This window comes from Metabacillus rhizolycopersici (assembly GCF_020075705.1).
Genome location: NZ_JAIQUM010000094.1, coordinates 1 through 15239, shown reverse-complemented (window position 1 = coordinate 15239; position 15239 = coordinate 1). Strand labels below are relative to the sequence as shown.

General features: G+C 35.5%; 14 protein-coding genes and 1 pseudogene. 4 read left to right on the top strand and 11 right to left on the bottom strand.

Annotated elements, in window-relative coordinates:
• The 6 genes and pseudogenes from K9V48_RS24185 to K9V48_RS24160 all read right to left on the bottom strand — a co-directional run.
• On the bottom strand, positions 1-277 hold a 277-nt coding region (locus K9V48_RS24185; RefSeq protein ID WP_224141668.1), incomplete at its 3' end, for a transposase.
• A 13-nt stretch (positions 278-290) separates the two neighbouring features.
• Positions 291-431 carry a hypothetical protein gene (locus tag K9V48_RS24180; protein WP_224141667.1) on the bottom strand — a complete coding sequence of 47 codons (141 nt, stop codon included), beginning with the start codon at positions 429-431 and terminating at the stop codon, positions 291-293.
• Positions 432-1670, bottom strand: a complete 1239-nt coding sequence (gene fabF / locus K9V48_RS24175) for a beta-ketoacyl-ACP synthase II (protein ID WP_224141669.1) — start codon at positions 1668-1670, stop codon at positions 432-434.
• A gap of 25 nt (positions 1671-1695) precedes the next feature.
• Entirely contained in the window at positions 1696-2640 is a 945-nt protein-coding gene (locus K9V48_RS24170) for a beta-ketoacyl-ACP synthase III (RefSeq protein WP_224141666.1), read from the bottom strand.
• Between the two features lie 180 nt (positions 2641-2820).
• Complete coding sequence (locus tag K9V48_RS24165; RefSeq protein ID WP_224141665.1) at positions 2821-3258, bottom strand: DUF6376 family protein; 438 nt, start codon at positions 3256-3258, stop codon at positions 2821-2823.
• Positions 3259-3545: 287 nt separating this feature from the next.
• A pseudogene (locus K9V48_RS24160) lies at positions 3546-5867 on the bottom strand (FdhF/YdeP family oxidoreductase).
• Positions 5868-6508: 641 nt separating this feature from the next.
• On the opposite strand from K9V48_RS24160, the gene fdhD reads away from it, so the two are divergent.
• From fdhD to K9V48_RS24145, 3 genes are all read left to right on the top strand, one after another.
• A complete protein-coding gene (gene fdhD, locus K9V48_RS24155; RefSeq protein ID WP_224141664.1) occupies positions 6509-7303 on the top strand; it encodes a formate dehydrogenase accessory sulfurtransferase FdhD in 795 nt (264 codons plus the stop codon).
• Positions 7304-7542: 239 nt separating this feature from the next.
• Positions 7543-8562, top strand: a complete 1020-nt coding sequence (gene moaA, locus K9V48_RS24150; RefSeq protein WP_224141663.1) for a GTP 3',8-cyclase MoaA — start codon at positions 7543-7545, stop codon at positions 8560-8562.
• Between the two features lie 10 nt (positions 8563-8572).
• Positions 8573-8803, top strand: a complete 231-nt coding sequence (locus K9V48_RS24145; RefSeq protein ID WP_224141662.1) for a group-specific protein — start codon at positions 8573-8575, stop codon at positions 8801-8803.
• Between the two features lie 190 nt (positions 8804-8993).
• Here the strand turns inward: K9V48_RS24145 and speD are convergent, their stop codons facing one another.
• The 4 genes from speD to K9V48_RS24125 form a co-directional block, all read right to left on the bottom strand.
• On the bottom strand, positions 8994-9800 hold the full coding sequence (gene speD / locus K9V48_RS24140; protein WP_224141661.1) for an adenosylmethionine decarboxylase: 807 nt from the start codon (positions 9798-9800) through the stop codon (positions 8994-8996).
• A gap of 419 nt (positions 9801-10219) precedes the next feature.
• Positions 10220-11692, bottom strand: a complete 1473-nt coding sequence (dacB, locus tag K9V48_RS24135; RefSeq protein ID WP_224141660.1) for a D-alanyl-D-alanine carboxypeptidase/D-alanyl-D-alanine endopeptidase — start codon at positions 11690-11692, stop codon at positions 10220-10222.
• 194 nt (positions 11693-11886) lie between these two features.
• Positions 11887-12723: an aldo/keto reductase gene (locus tag K9V48_RS24130; RefSeq protein WP_224141659.1), complete on the bottom strand. Its 837-nt coding sequence runs from the start codon at positions 12721-12723 to the stop codon at positions 11887-11889.
• Positions 12724-12954: 231 nt separating this feature from the next.
• Positions 12955-13056: a YjcZ family sporulation protein gene (locus K9V48_RS24125; protein ID WP_224141658.1), complete on the bottom strand. Its 102-nt coding sequence runs from the start codon at positions 13054-13056 to the stop codon at positions 12955-12957.
• A gap of 290 nt (positions 13057-13346) precedes the next feature.
• Here K9V48_RS24125 and K9V48_RS24120 point away from each other — a divergent pair, with 290 nt between their 5' ends.
• Entirely contained in the window at positions 13347-13643 is a 297-nt protein-coding gene (locus K9V48_RS24120; RefSeq protein WP_224141657.1) for an SOS response-associated peptidase family protein, read from the top strand.
• 100 nt (positions 13644-13743) lie between these two features.
• Here the strand turns inward: K9V48_RS24120 and K9V48_RS24115 are convergent, their stop codons facing one another.
• Positions 13744-14880, bottom strand: a complete 1137-nt coding sequence (locus K9V48_RS24115) for an endonuclease (protein WP_224141656.1) — start codon at positions 14878-14880, stop codon at positions 13744-13746.
• Positions 14881-15239: the final 359 nt, after the last annotated feature.

Below are 15239 nucleotides of genomic sequence, written 5' to 3'. Positions count from 1 at the left end.
AAAACCATCGATAAGCAATGTTCGTTTCGATCTCTTTCTCTAATTGACGTTCAGAGCGAATCCCATAAAAATAGCCCACAAACATCATTTTAAAAAGAGTAATGGGATGAATAGAGGGTCTTCCATTCTCTTCACAATAATAAGGCTGTAACTTTTCTTCAATAAATGAAAAATCTATCGTGGCTTCTACGGCACGTAAAAAATGATCCACTGGAACTAATGATTCAACGGATACGGTAACTTCTTGATCACGATGATTCTTTAAGGTTCCCATCATACTGCATCTCTCCTTATTTTTCCTTTTTAGCAGTTTTGACAGGCAAAAACTCACTTAAACTCAAAAAAGGCTGTTGAGAAAAAACTTTCTCAACAGCCTGTGAAATGATCTGCTTTAACAGATCATTTTTTGTTTCCATTTTTTCACGAATCATTTAGTATTTCTTAAAAATTAATGTTGCATTGTGGCCACCAAATCCTAGCGAGTTTGATAAAACGACATTTACATCAGATTTTTTGGCAACATTAGGCACATAATCTAAATCTAACTCTTCATCAGATGTTTCGTAATTGATTGTTGGAGGTATGATTCCATCTTTAATAGCTAATAGAGAAAAAATGGCTTCAACTGCGCCTGTTGCACCAAGCATATGTCCAGTCATCGATTTTGTTGAACTAACAGAAAGCGTATACGCATGGCTGCCAAAGATTTCTTTTATTGCTTTTGTTTCGTACAAATCATTATAATGTGTGCTCGTTCCATGAGCATTGACATAATCAACAGCTTCAGGACTAATATTGGCATCACTTAATGCTAATTTCATTGCACGCTGGGCACCTTCTCCGTCTGGAGCTGGAGTTGTTATGTGATACGCATCCCCAGTTGCCCCATATCCTACAAGTTCACCATAAATCTTCGCCCCGCGAGCTAATGCATGGTCAAGTTCTTCTAAAATAACGATTCCTGAGCCTTCCGCAATGACAAATCCATCACGATTTTTATCGAACGGTCGACTTGCTGTTTGTGGATCTGGATTAGTAGACAATGCTGTCATATTTGAAAAACCTGCAACTGTCATGTCTGTAATAGACGCTTCAGCTCCACCTGTAATCATCATATCTGCTTGCCCATTTTGAATGACTCGGTATGCATCCCCAATTGAATTTGCTCCAGATGCACATGCTGTAACAGAGCAGTTGTTCATTCCTTTAGCTCCGAGTTCAATGGATACACGCCCTGATGCCATATCCGGTATAAACATCGGAATAATAAAAGGGCTTACACGTCTTGGCCCCTTATCTAAAAAACGTTTATGCTGTTCTTCAAAAGCATCTAGCCCACCTATACCAGAACCAATCCATACACCAACCCGTTCAGGATTAACATGTTCACCAATTTGGATACCACCATCTTTAATAGCCATCTTACTAGCTGCAATCGCTAAATGGGTAAAGCGTGCCATCCTTCTTGCTTCTTTTGCATCGATAAATTCTTCTGGTGCAAAGTTTTTCACTTCACCCGCAACTTTGACATTAAATTTTTCTGCATCTACTCGCGTAATTGGTGCAATACCAGACACACCATTTTTAATATTTTCCCAGGATGTAAATGCATCATTTCCTACTGGAGTAACTGCACCAATACCTGTTATCACAACTCGTTTTTTCATTATTTATGTCTCTCCTCTTACCGAATCTCTATTTACCCCATCTCAAAACTACAGATCCCCAAGATAATCCACCGCCAAAACCAACCATGACAATGATATCATTATCTTTCACTCGTCCATTTTGAATTTCACTATGCAGAGCCAATGGAATTGATGCAGCCGATGTATTTCCATGTTTCGTTATTGTTGTTGATACTTGTTCTTTTTTTAGACCAAGTTTTTGTCTAGCAGCATCGATAATTCGAATGTTTGCTTGATGAGGAATAAGAAAATCAACTTCTGCTTTTTCAAGACCTGCTTTATTTATAACATTTAAACTTGATTCGGGCATTTGACGAACGGCAAACTTATATACCTCGCGACCATTCATCGTAACAGTATTTGTTTCCTTACATACCGCTAAATGTTTTGCACCCGCTCCATCTGAACCTAATTCAAATGATAGAATTCCTTTCCCGTCAGAAACCTCACTTACAACGACCGCACCTGCACCATCGCCAAATAAAATGCATGTATTTCGATCATTCCAATCAACAATTTTTGAAAATTTCTCACTTCCAATAACCAAAACATTTTTGTACGTATTGGTCTCAATAAATTGTTTCGCTGTTACTAATGTATAGATAAAACCTGAGCAAGCAACACTTATGTCCATTGCTGGGATATTTTTCATCCCAAGAGCTTCTTGTACGAGACAAGCTACCGATGGAAATGCATAATCTGGTGTCGCAGTCGCAACTAAAATAAGATCTATGTCTGAAGCATCTAATGCTGCATTCACCAAAGCATTCTCAGCAGCAATAATGGCCATATCTGTTGTGTCCATATCATCACTAGCAATCCTACGTTCTTCTATACCTGTTCTTGAACGAATCCATTCATCATTCGTGTCAACAGTTTTTGCTAAATCAAAGTTTGTTACAATATTTTCAGGAACATAAGCACCGACACCGATGATACCGACACATTTCATGCAATCACCCTAACATTATTAATTATGATTAAGTCATAGTAGTACATGCATATATAGTATACTAATTTCCCTCAAAAAAAAAGATAAAGAGAGTTAGGGGATTATGTCGTACTTAATGTCTAGACTCATATTTTAATGTTTCAATCTTAAACAAAAAAGAACTCCACTTAGTGTGGAGCATTACAATTCTAAATTTTCGACTTTGTCTAAAAGTAATGTTACATCATTTACTGTATTCATAATCTCGGAATTCTCGAATTTTTCAAGGACCAATTCTCCGTTATCCATCACTTGATTGACCTCATTGAGTAGTACTTCGTTTTTCGAAACAACATTTTGATGAATGTCTTCTGCAAGTGAAGGAGGCTCAATTGCATTAAACTCCTCTATCTCTCCAACTAGCGTATTTATTTGATTTTCAAGTTCTACCCTTGCATCCGGATCTAGTGCAGCATCCTGAACAAGCTGCGGGGCTTCCGCTCCGAATTCACTCAATGAATCGATATAACTCTGCGCTTCGTTTACATAATCTAACGAATTATTCACTTCATCTAATACACCACATGCACTTAACATCATTGTTGCAGTGATTATTATTACAAAACCAAATTTTCTCACTATTTATCTCCTCTCACATTTGCTAATAGTAATAGATCAATATGGGAAATTCCAATATATCATTCATACGACTCACATTGAAAAAAGTTTCAGATTCATAAAAAATATTTAACCAAACTTTGCTTTATGACATTTGGAAAACGAGATTCTGTTAAGGATAGTGCAAATTTCTGGATAGTTGTAAATAATTAGAAATTCACTTCTCTCCTAAAATCACTAGATCTAATTCTAAAAATTAATGAAGAACACAAAGAAGACAGAATTGATTATTCTGCCTCTTTCATTTTTTATTCAATCGTCATTTCTAATTCTTCAATTCTTTTTTCAACATAGCGTTGATCTTTTTGTGCATGAAATAGCTCTGCTTTTTCTACAATAATCGCTGTATTGTATTCAGGAATTTGAGAATATTTTTCATAGACCTCTTTCGGAAGTAAGACATTTCCCTCTGGCCAATATACTGCTACGTTTCCTGAACTAATATCCTCAAACTTTGCGTTTCCTTGATAAGTCCCGAATTGATTATATGTGACAATGAGATCACCTTCTTTAATATCTAGCTTTGCTGCATCGTTTGCGTTCATAAAAATGTCATATCGATGGCCACCATTAAAAGGGTCCTTCTCACTATAAATCATCGAATTAAATTGTTTGCCACGTCTACTCGTTACATAAAATTGACCTTCAATACGACGATTTTCAGGAATATCAATTGCTAAGAGGTTCCCTTTACCATCTGGAGTTGGGCATATACCATTTTCACATAGCCATGCTCCACCCCATTGGAATACATCGCCTTTTTCCTTTAAATGCTGAATTCCATCATAATTGCGATTGGCTACTGCAATTTCCTCTCGAATTTCAGCCGCATTCTTAAACGAAATAAGTTGTTTCCTATCTGGAGCAACGCGACTAGCTAAATCAACATATATTTCCCATTCTGAACGAGCTTCTTCAATTCTTGGTCCTTCAATCTCAGGACTAAAATATACCATCCGTTCCGTACTAGTAGATGTTCCCCCACCTGGCTGTTCATACCTTGTCATTGCAGGAAGAATAATCACTTCTTCTTTCGCATCTAAAAGTGTCGATGTATTTAAAATGATGTCCTGATGAACACGTAATTCAACATTTTCTAATGCTTGCTTCATATATTCAGGGTTAGGCATTGTTTCTAAGAAATTTCCACCGCTCGTATAAAAGAGCTTCAATTTTCGTTCATGGGTATCTGGCAATAATGCATTCTCAATCGTTTGCCCAACTGTATCTCCTTGCCATCTTGGTATGTCAAAACCCCAAATTTGTTCGATTCGTTTTGCATTTTCTTCATCAAAATCGCCACCAGGTAACACAAAAGGATCAGCACCCATTTCCCCAGATCCTTGTACACCGCTATGTCCACGTATTGGCATGACGCCACAATGTTCTCTTCCAATGAAGCCTTTAAGCATAGCTAGGTTTGCCACTTGCGAAATATTATCTGTTGCAAAACGGTGCTGCGTTAAGCCCATACTCCAGATAAAAATCCCTGACTTAGCTTTCGCAAGCAGATGCGCAAATTCCAACATCCTGTCTTTTGATAAACCTGAAGACTTTTCAAGTTGATCCCAATCCTGCGTTTTCAAATGTGCTTTTAATTGCTCAATCCCGTTTGTATGCTCATTAATAAATGTATGATCGATTGCTGAGCCTGGATTTCTTTCTTCCATTTCAAACCAGTGCTTCATGACACCATTCATAAAGGCGATATCACCACCAATATTCACCTGATATACATCATCAACAATTTTCGTTCCAAATAAAGCGCTTTCGGGTATGGATGGAATCTAATACTTCTCCATAGCAGGTTCACGATATGGATTAATCATGATAATTTTCGTACCTGCCTTTTTCGCAGCATACATGTATTTCGTTGAAATAGGCTGATTGTTTGCAGCGACTGATCCCCAAAACACAAGGACATCTGTTCCAATCCAATCTTTATAATTACAACTAGATGCGCCAATTCCTAGCGAACGTTTTAATGCTGTTTTGCTCGGTGAATGACAGATACGTGATGCATTATCGATATTATTTGTCCCTAAAAAGCGTGCCATTTTAGCCGCTGTATAATAAACTTCATTTGTAATTCCTCTTGCTGTTAAATAAAAAGCAAGCTGTTTCGGATCAATCACTTTAATTTTATCCGCAATCCGACCTAACGCCTCATCCCATGAAATTCTCGTAAACTTTGTTTCTCCTTTTTTACGTGAGAGCGGATATGGAATCCGACCGAGCTTTCGTAATTCAGTACTATCTAGTTTTCGTAATTCTTCAATATTTTCGAATAGCGTAGGATTGATTGCTGGTGCTGTGTTTAAACGCAAGACGTTCAATCTTGTCGTACATAAATGTGGTCCCGTCAGTGTTTGGTCATATAGACCTGATACACCAAGTGCACATCCATCACAAACACCTTGTGTGAGAATTCGATAAGCATATGGAAGATTATCGCGATTATCCCATGCCACCTTCATAGTATCGCGAATATAATGTGGCTTTACTTTTCCTAATCCCATTGGAGAAAGCCCGGCCCATAATTTAGGTGTTGGTTTTTTACTAAGTTTCATCGGACCTGTATGTTTTGTTTTTCCAAACGATCTCACTCCTACTATGTTTTTCTACTATCTATTAAAATACTATTATAGAAACACTAACTTTCTGTTCTTTCACTAATTTCATGTGATACTTACCTTAGTAAAAATCAAAAAAACACCGTATCCCAGCAGGATCATGCTGGGATACCGGTGATTAATCTTCTACATGGTAACTACTTGTACCAGATCTGTTTCTAATCAAAATTTCACTTGAAGCTTTTGATCAGAAACGAATTTTTATCAAAAACTAGATTCAGTAATAAGTGTTTCCTGTAAAGCTTAATTCAGACCGCTAGCATCTAAATACCACCAAAATATGATCCGTTTTACAGACGGTTTAGGTATTGTTTCAAATGAGCTTTACTACTTCCGTTTAGAAAATTAATCGCTTTCATTTTGTCATAATCTCAAATAACGACTGAATCGCTAACTCAAAACATCCTACTACAATAATATGATCTTTTAATGTAATACTAACATGCCATCAATCGTTCATCAAGATAGTTTTTACATTTTTCAGACTTATCTCAATTATAAAAATTCATATGTTGCTTATTACTTGTTTAATCATTTCTTATATGTTTATACTTTATATAAAAAATTGGGTGATTCAAATGATCGCAAACACGAGTGTTAAACAAAAAATTAGAAAATATTCAAATGGTCAATTGCTAGACATTGAGGATACTATTGTAAAAGAATTTCCATTAACAATCTTTGTTAATCGTCAAGAATTCGCAACAATGGTTTGTACACCCACCCATTTTGAAGAAATGGTAGTTGGATTTTTAGCTTCTGAAGGTGTTATTCGCATTCAACAAGATATATTATCCTTAAATATTGATGAAGATGCTGGTTTTGCACATGTTATGCTACATACTGAGGTTACAACAAGCCAACAATATTACACGAAAAGATTTATTGGCTCATGCTGTGGAAAAAGTAGACAGTTTTATTTTCACAATGATGTACGAACAGCTAAAACATCAACTTCCATACAAACTATAACTCCCTCCCAGTGCATTTGTTTAATGAATCGGATGCAAGCAAGCAGCGTCGTCTTCCAAGAGACAGGTGGCGTACATAATGCAGCACTATGTACGCCAGATGAAATAATCGTAAGTCGGACTGACATAGGTAGACATAATGCTTTAGATAAATTATATGGATATAGTCTTTTACACAAAATTCCCGTTCGCGAAAAAATCATTGTATTTAGTGGCAGAATCTCCTCTGAAGTGCTAGTAAAAGCTGCTAAAATCGGCGTAGGAATAGTGCTATCAAAGTCAGCACCAACAGATTTAGCAATTAAACTTGCAGAAGACTTAAACATTACCGCAGTCGGCTTTATTCGCGGTGATTCTTTTAATATCTATTCTCACCCTGAAAGAATTGTCTTGAATGATTGATACTGTGTCATATTTTGCACAAATCTTAACACTTTCAACATCAAAGATTTGTCCATCGTATCTCGTAAATTTCGTTTCCTTTTCATTCATCTAGAAAAATAGTATGATTGAATTAATATCGGTTTATTTTTTCCTTAACGTTCAGATGATAATAAACTTATAATTATTAGCGATTTCTTCAAGGAAATGATCCTTAATTGAATTGTGCATAAATTGACTACCTGAGGGAGGGATTCATCATGCAACCAACTACTACTGTTTATGATTACTTTAATCGCCCCCTTCGAGATTTACGAATTTCTGTTACAGATAAATGTAATTTTCGTTGTACGTATTGCATGCCCGCAGAGATATTCGGTCCGGATTATCCATTTTTAAAAAGAGGCGAACTCTTATCTTATGAAGAGATCGAGCGCCTCGCAAAAGTTTTCGTCCATTCTCTTGGTGTCCAAAAAATAAGAATAACAGGTGGAGAACCATTAATGAGAAAAGATTTACCTACTCTCATTAATCGATTAAGTCAAATTAAAGGCGTTGAAGATATTGCCATGACTACAAATGGTGTTTTTCTACCTAAATATGCTCATGCATTAAAAGAGGCTGGATTAAAACGAGTCTCGATTAGTCTCGATTCATTAAATGATGAGCAATTTGGTAAAATAAATGGACGAGGAGTTTCAGTGAAAACTGTACTTGATGGAATAGATGCTGCAGCTGCAGCTGGCTTAAACGTCAAAATTAATATGGTCGTAAAGCGTGGCATGAATGATCATGAAATTATTCCAATGGCAAAGTATTTCCGTGATAAAGGACATATTTTACGATTTATTGAATTTATGGATGTTGGTAATTCAAATAAATGGAATCTTCAAGATGTCTATCCGAAAAAGCAGATAATTGAAGATATCCATCAAGTAATGCCAATTGAAGCAATCGAGCCGAATTACACTGGTGAAGTAGCTACACGATATCGCTATGTAGGAGCAGATGAAGAAATCGGTGTCATATCATCTGTATCAGATGCCTTTTGCTCAACATGTAACCGTGCTCGTCTTTCCGCAAGTGGTACTTTGTATACGTGTTTATTTGCATCAAAAGGACATGATTTACGCACTCCTTTAAGATCAAATCAATCAAATGAAGAACTTACAGAACTACTTCAATCCATTTGGCACGACCGAAAAGATCGCTATTCAGTTGAACGGAGCGAATCAATAACTAATCGCACTAAAATCGAAATGTCCCATATTGGTGGCTAGGAGGATTTGAATGAGTACTTGTAAATTAGATCATTCTTTAGAGGATGTAAAGAAAAAACTTGCTGATCAAACGCCATTTCTATTACCCGCTATATCTGAAAAATGCTTAAACTACCTAACGCCTGCTGTAAGTCAAGCGGAACTAAATGAACTTTTTCATTTATTGAAAAAGTATGATTTGGCATCTGCTGAAGAAAAGGAAATCCGCGATCAAAAATTTGTGGCATTTTTCTCTAAGTAATATTTCAATCAAATCGGAAGGGACAGACACTACAAGCTAATTGGTGTGTCTGTCCCTTTTTGAATTGATTCCCCGAGTATTAAATAGAATGAAAGCACTAATTGTCAATTCAAAAGTAGGATCCGACTCTACCTACAGTAAGATGCTAAGATCGTACAAACACTTCCATTTTTAAATATAAGCTTTCTAATTAACTAATATTTTTCCCATAAAATATTTCATCCATTTCTTTCGTTAAGTTTCCAGTAATTTCTTCTTGTTCTTCTTTACTTATTTTATCTTTTGTATACCCAAATAAATAATTATTTAGATCGAACTTTTTCAGCTTACACTTTGTATGGAAAATGTTTTCTTGATAAATGTTGACATCAATCATGTCAAACTGTTTTTTCATTTCATCTGGTATGTAATTTTGAATCGAACTAATTTCGTGATCAATAAATAATTTATGCCCCTTAATATCTCTTGTAAACCCGCGCACTTTATAATCCATTGTCATAATATCAGTATCAAAAGTATGGATAAGGTAATTTAATGCTTTCAATGGTGAAATTTCACCACATGTAGATACGTCGATATCTGCTCTAAATGTACTTATGCCCTCATTAGGGTGGTATTCAGGATAGGTATGAACAGTAATATGGCTTTTATCTAACCCCATGACGATCGCTTCTGGTAGCGGACCCGGTGATTCCTCATATGATACGTTCGGTACTTCCACGACCGGACCTTCTGAAACTAAGATTGTCACACTAGCACCTTGTGGAACATAATCTTGTTTCGCTATATTTAAAACATTCGCACCGATTATTTCAGTTACAGATTCCAAAATTTTTGTTAAACGGTCCGCATTGTATTGTTCATCGATATATTCAATATAAGCTTCACGTTCTTCTTTTGTTTTCGTATAACAAATGTCATACATATTAAAACTTAAAGATTTCGTTAAATTATTAAAGCCATGTAATTGAATTCGTTGTTCTGGAGTTAGCTTCATCGTTCTTCCCCCTTGTAAAATTAGAATTGATATGTATTTACACACCGACACTATCTTAAACAGTTATATATTACCCATTTTTATGAAAAGAAAATCAGCCTTATTCGAAATATATCTAATTACTGAATAATTCGTCTCCTTGTTCATTTGAAGCGTAAATTAATTTATTTACTTATGTATCATGAAAATGTTGATAAAATCCCCATCCTATAGACAAAAAGACCACTATTGCATCTAAGAAGGTGCAATAGTGGTCTTTTTAGCTTTCATTTAACAATTGAATTAGTTGTGTCCCAACCTGTCCATTAGCTCCTATGACAAATACTTTCATAAGATTCATCTCCTCCCAGATCCTCCCTTGATTTTCTACCAATTATTTCATCGTTGTATGGTCTTATCAAATGAGTTGCTTTAGTTGATTAGATTTCAGAAGTTGCAAGTACATTTACGATTTCCTCTTCAATTTGTTTTCCTTCCGCTTCATCGTTTAGGTGGTTAAGTATGATTGAAAAAATGAGTGTCTGATCATTTTTTGATTTAACAAAACCAGAAAGTGCGCTAACATTGGTAAGTGTACCGGTTTTTGCCTTTACATTGCCTTGAAAGAGTCTGTTTTTCATTCTGTTACGTAATGTCCCTCCGATCATTTTTTCGTTTGATCCTGCTATTGGAAGAGATGATGAGAATACAGAAAACCATTTCATCTGTTGCGACTGATAAAGTAATTGAGTGATTTCATTCGCTGGAACTAAATTAATATGTGAAATTCCTGACCCATCTCTTATATCTATAGCTTCCACTTGAACTCCTAACGTGGTTAACGTATTTTCCTCCACTTCCAATCCCTTCACCCAGCTACCCTCCCCTTTAACAACTTTCCCCATTTCTTTTATTAAAAGTTCACCATGACCATTATTACTTAATTTCATAAAAGGAATCAGCAATTTTGATAAAGGCATTGAATGATGTGTAAGTAAAAGTGTTGCATTATTAGGTGTTTTATCTACTTTTATGTTTCCTAGTACCTTAATGTTTTCTTCGTTCAAAGCTTGCTTAAATAAGTCCAACGCGTATTTTGTTGGCTCCCAAACAGCAATCCATTCTTTCTTTGTAGGAGTGGAAATGGGAATTGCCCCTGTGATTCTAATTTCATTTTGTCCATGAACGCGAGAAATAAGGACATTATTAAATTCACTATCTGCTACAGTAGTTGTTTCATTCCTGATACGAACATAGTTAGTCTTAGGCTTAATCGTTACAGTCGCTTTTTGATTCATTTCTTTCCCGGGCGATACCTCAACAATTACTGTCCCAGCATTAAAATCTTTATCTGGTGAAGCAGTTAAAGCAGAGATTTGTGTCCCATAATAAGCCGTTTCATCACTCCATGGTTCATCAATGGAATAACGAACATCGTCATACCAAAAATCATCACCAATTAAATCTCCATTAATTATTTTTATTCCTCTATTTTTAATCTCTTTAGCAAACTGTTTAAAATCTTCAGGAAGAAGTGTTGGGTCTCCTTTACCTTTAAGATAAATGTCACCCATTAATACATTCCATTTAATTGCGCCTTCTGTTAATAATTCCGTGTGAAACGTATAATCTTGACCTAATGTTGATAATGCTGATGCAGCAGTTAAAAGCTTAATATTTGAGGCTGGGGTTAATCGCGTATCTCCCTGGTGCGAATAGATAAGCTTACCTGTAGTTGCAGAACGGACACTTACCCCAGCAATTGCACCTTTCACAAATGGATGTTGATTAAGAATCTGATCTATTTGCCGAGCAAATTCTGATTTATTACCCTGTGCAAATACTATCTTATTAGAAGTAGTTAAAGGGAAAGATAACATGCAAATAATTAGACACATGAAGAGTTTTAACATTGGAAACGTATAGCCCCCATCCAAGAGTTCTTTTCCTTAATTTCTTCAACTGTCTCATTTTTTATCCCATTCTTAACGGGTAGTAAAACCCCTAATGATAGAAGTCTTGCTCTAGGATTTCTTTGTTCTAACTCAAACAAAAAATGCGACTGAATATAAGATAATTCAGCCGCTTCTTAAATGATTTTTATTTGTTAAAATTTATTCATCTCATCAGGATCTGATCCGACACGTTGATTTTGATTAAGAGAACTAATCTTCTCCATATCGTCTGCGCTTAATTCAAAATCAAAGATATCCGCATTTTCTTGAATGCGATGAGGTGTAATTGATTTTGGGATTGTCACAACTTCGGTTTGTAAATCCCATCGTAAAATGACTTGCGCAATTGACTTACCGTATTTTTGGGCTATTTCTTTTAGCGTTGGTTCTTCAAATAAGCCACCTTGCATTAATGGGGACCATGCTTCGAGTTGTATTCCATTTTGCTTACATAACTTATGAATTCCAGTTTGTGTTAATCGTGGATGATACTCAACTTGGTTTACCATCGGTTTCACTTCACAATTATCCAACAAATCTTTTAGGTGATGTTCTTTGAAGTTACTTACACCAATTGCTCGTACTCGACCGTCTTTATATAGCTTTTCAAGTGCTTTCCAAGTCTCTTTATACTTATTTTGTTGTGGAACAGGCCAATGAATGAGATATAAATCTAAATATTCTAAACCAAGCTTTTTCATACTTTCTTCAAAAGCTGCTAAAGTTGTATCATACCCTTGTGCTGAGTTCCAAACCTTTGTCGTAATAAATAATTCTTCTCGTGGTACATTACTCTCGGCAATCGCTTTACCGACTCCCTCTTCATTACCGTAGATCGCCGCAGTATCAATGCTTTTATAGCCTGCTTCAATTGCAGCCTTTACTGAATTAACAACCTCAGTACCTTCTTTTACCTTAAATACGCCTAAACCAAACCAAGGCATTTCAACTCCATTATGTAATGTTGTCGTGCTCTGCAAATTTTTCATGAACTACACTCCTCTTTTTTATACCCTTTTATCTTGCTACACTTTTATCTTGCTACACTTTTCTTTAAATGAAAAGAATAATGCTCTAACGCTGAACAATCTCATCCTTCCCGGAATAGAAGTTACTTATAATTGCTAACTTACATTGGAAATTAACATTTGTATAATTAACAAAGGCCCTACGATTATGTTCATAGGACCCTCTGTCTCTCTATTCCATTGATTTACAGATTAATATCCAATGTAAGACGCACCAATGATAATTAAAAGAATAAATAATACAACAATTAGAGCAAATCCTGCTCCGAAATTGTAACCACCTTCGCCACCCATACTTAACACCTCCATATCTGTTTGCTTTACTATATGATAGGTCCAACCACTCTGTTATTGATAAGACGAAACTTATACTGAAAAGGATTCCTTCATCCCCTTCTAAAAACCTTATTTCCAACCTAGAGAACGTGTTCAGAAATTTCCAAAGGACAGGGCTTTATTTATTCTTATTACCTTTTTGAGTTCTTTATAGGCTAGATGTAATCCTATTTATCTACTTCAATTACCCGAACATCAGCCCGATAAAATCCATTTAAATTCTCATTGTAGGCGATTTCCTGTATCATTTGAGATATGGAAATGAATATCCGATCAAAAAAGGTGAAAAACCACTTTATATTTGTACGACCATAACGACTACACCAAATGAACTAACAAAAGATGTCCATGATAGAATGCCAGTGATTTTACCACCTGAAACATACGATCAATGGTTAGATAGGAAGTTTAATGACACAGAAATACTAAAATCAACGCTAGTACCATATGAAGCCGATTTAATGGATGTCTACCCAGTATCAGACATCGTGAATTCACCTCTAAACAAATCTGAACAATGTTTAGATACTTTAAGTAGTATATAATTTTATTATGTAAACAAATAATAAAAAACCTTTTATGGTTTCCACACATAACAAACACAAGAGGAAAGCCATATTTCTACAACTTTCCTCTTAAACTAAATTAGTTCCAAATCGCCTCAACCCACTCTGGATGATCAATAAATGGATTGCGATTATGTTGATAATCACGATAAATTATTTCATTTCTATGTCTCTCAAAATCATCTACAGGATCCTGTTTGTGCCATTGAAGAAGAGTTGATAACTTTCCATGATATGGAGCACTGCCATTACTTACAACATTATTTACTTCTAAATCAAGTTCCCCACTATCCCCCTCATACCGAACATCCATGTAAAATATCATTCTTGCAACATCACCTTTAATCTCGTCGCGCGGTTCAAAAGAGTCGCTATCAGAGTACGTATCAGGTGCCTCTCCATTTAATGTTCCACCATTATCAAAATCTTTATTTCCACGTGAGCTGTTTACTGATACATCTGTTGGTCTAAGATGATGTAAGTCAGTACCAGGTCCCATTGATGTCCCAAAATCTCCATGTGATTTAGCCCAAACATGTTCCCTATTCCAATCGTTAACCCCTGAACCATTGGCATATTTACTTTGAGACCGTCCAGTATATAGTAAAATTACGTTGTCAGGATTAGTAGGATCCTCATCTGTCTTTCTAAGAGCCCCCCAAACATTTGCATAAGAAATCTCTGTATGGTCATCAATAATCGTATGTAAAGCAGTTTTTAAGCTTTCTCCTGTTTTTCCAATTGCATTATCATAATATGTTCCATTACTTTCACCTTCATTTGGATTGCTACTCGATGAAATCATAAGCATCTGAGTAGTATTTTTCAAACCAGGATGCGAAAAATAAGCAGTTAAATTTCCACTAACTTTAATTTTCCCCCCCATTAACTCTGGATTACTTTTCAAACCAAATTGTGGCCTGAATTGTGATGGTATCTGAATATAAAGCATTTTTTCCGTATTTGTTTCAGTACTAACATCTGCAATTGCCAAAGCATAATCATCTGAATAATTACTTGTGATCACAGTTGAAGTTGAAATTGGTTTACCAACTACATAGCCCTCAACCATATTGACCGAATTATTTTGTAGCTGAATTGCCTGTGAGACAGTTAAAGATGTTGTAGCAGCTTTTGACGAATCAATTGTTACAAATGTCAACAATAATACAATAACAAGACAAGTATAACCAAACAATTTCCTAACTCTGCTCATAGAAACCCTCCTAATATTGTCGTTAATTTTATCTTTCAAGTTCAAAATAGCACCTCTCTGTTAATTTATTTTTACAAAATTGTAAATTTTCACTTATATATCTAAAAACAGGATTATCGACGTAGTAAACATGCTAATTTTCAACTCTAAAGTAGGCTATAAGTTACTAGCAAGTATAGATTATGAATAATTTTCTGGAATCTGAAATACAAAAAAACGCTCCGGGAAATTTCGAGGCCACTGAAAAAGTCCATTATTAAATTAGGCAGTTGAAAGTTCGATTATATCGAACTTTCAACTGCCTTTTTACTCTATAATGGTTTTATTAACTGTATGTAGGTGATATCCAAATGATTTCA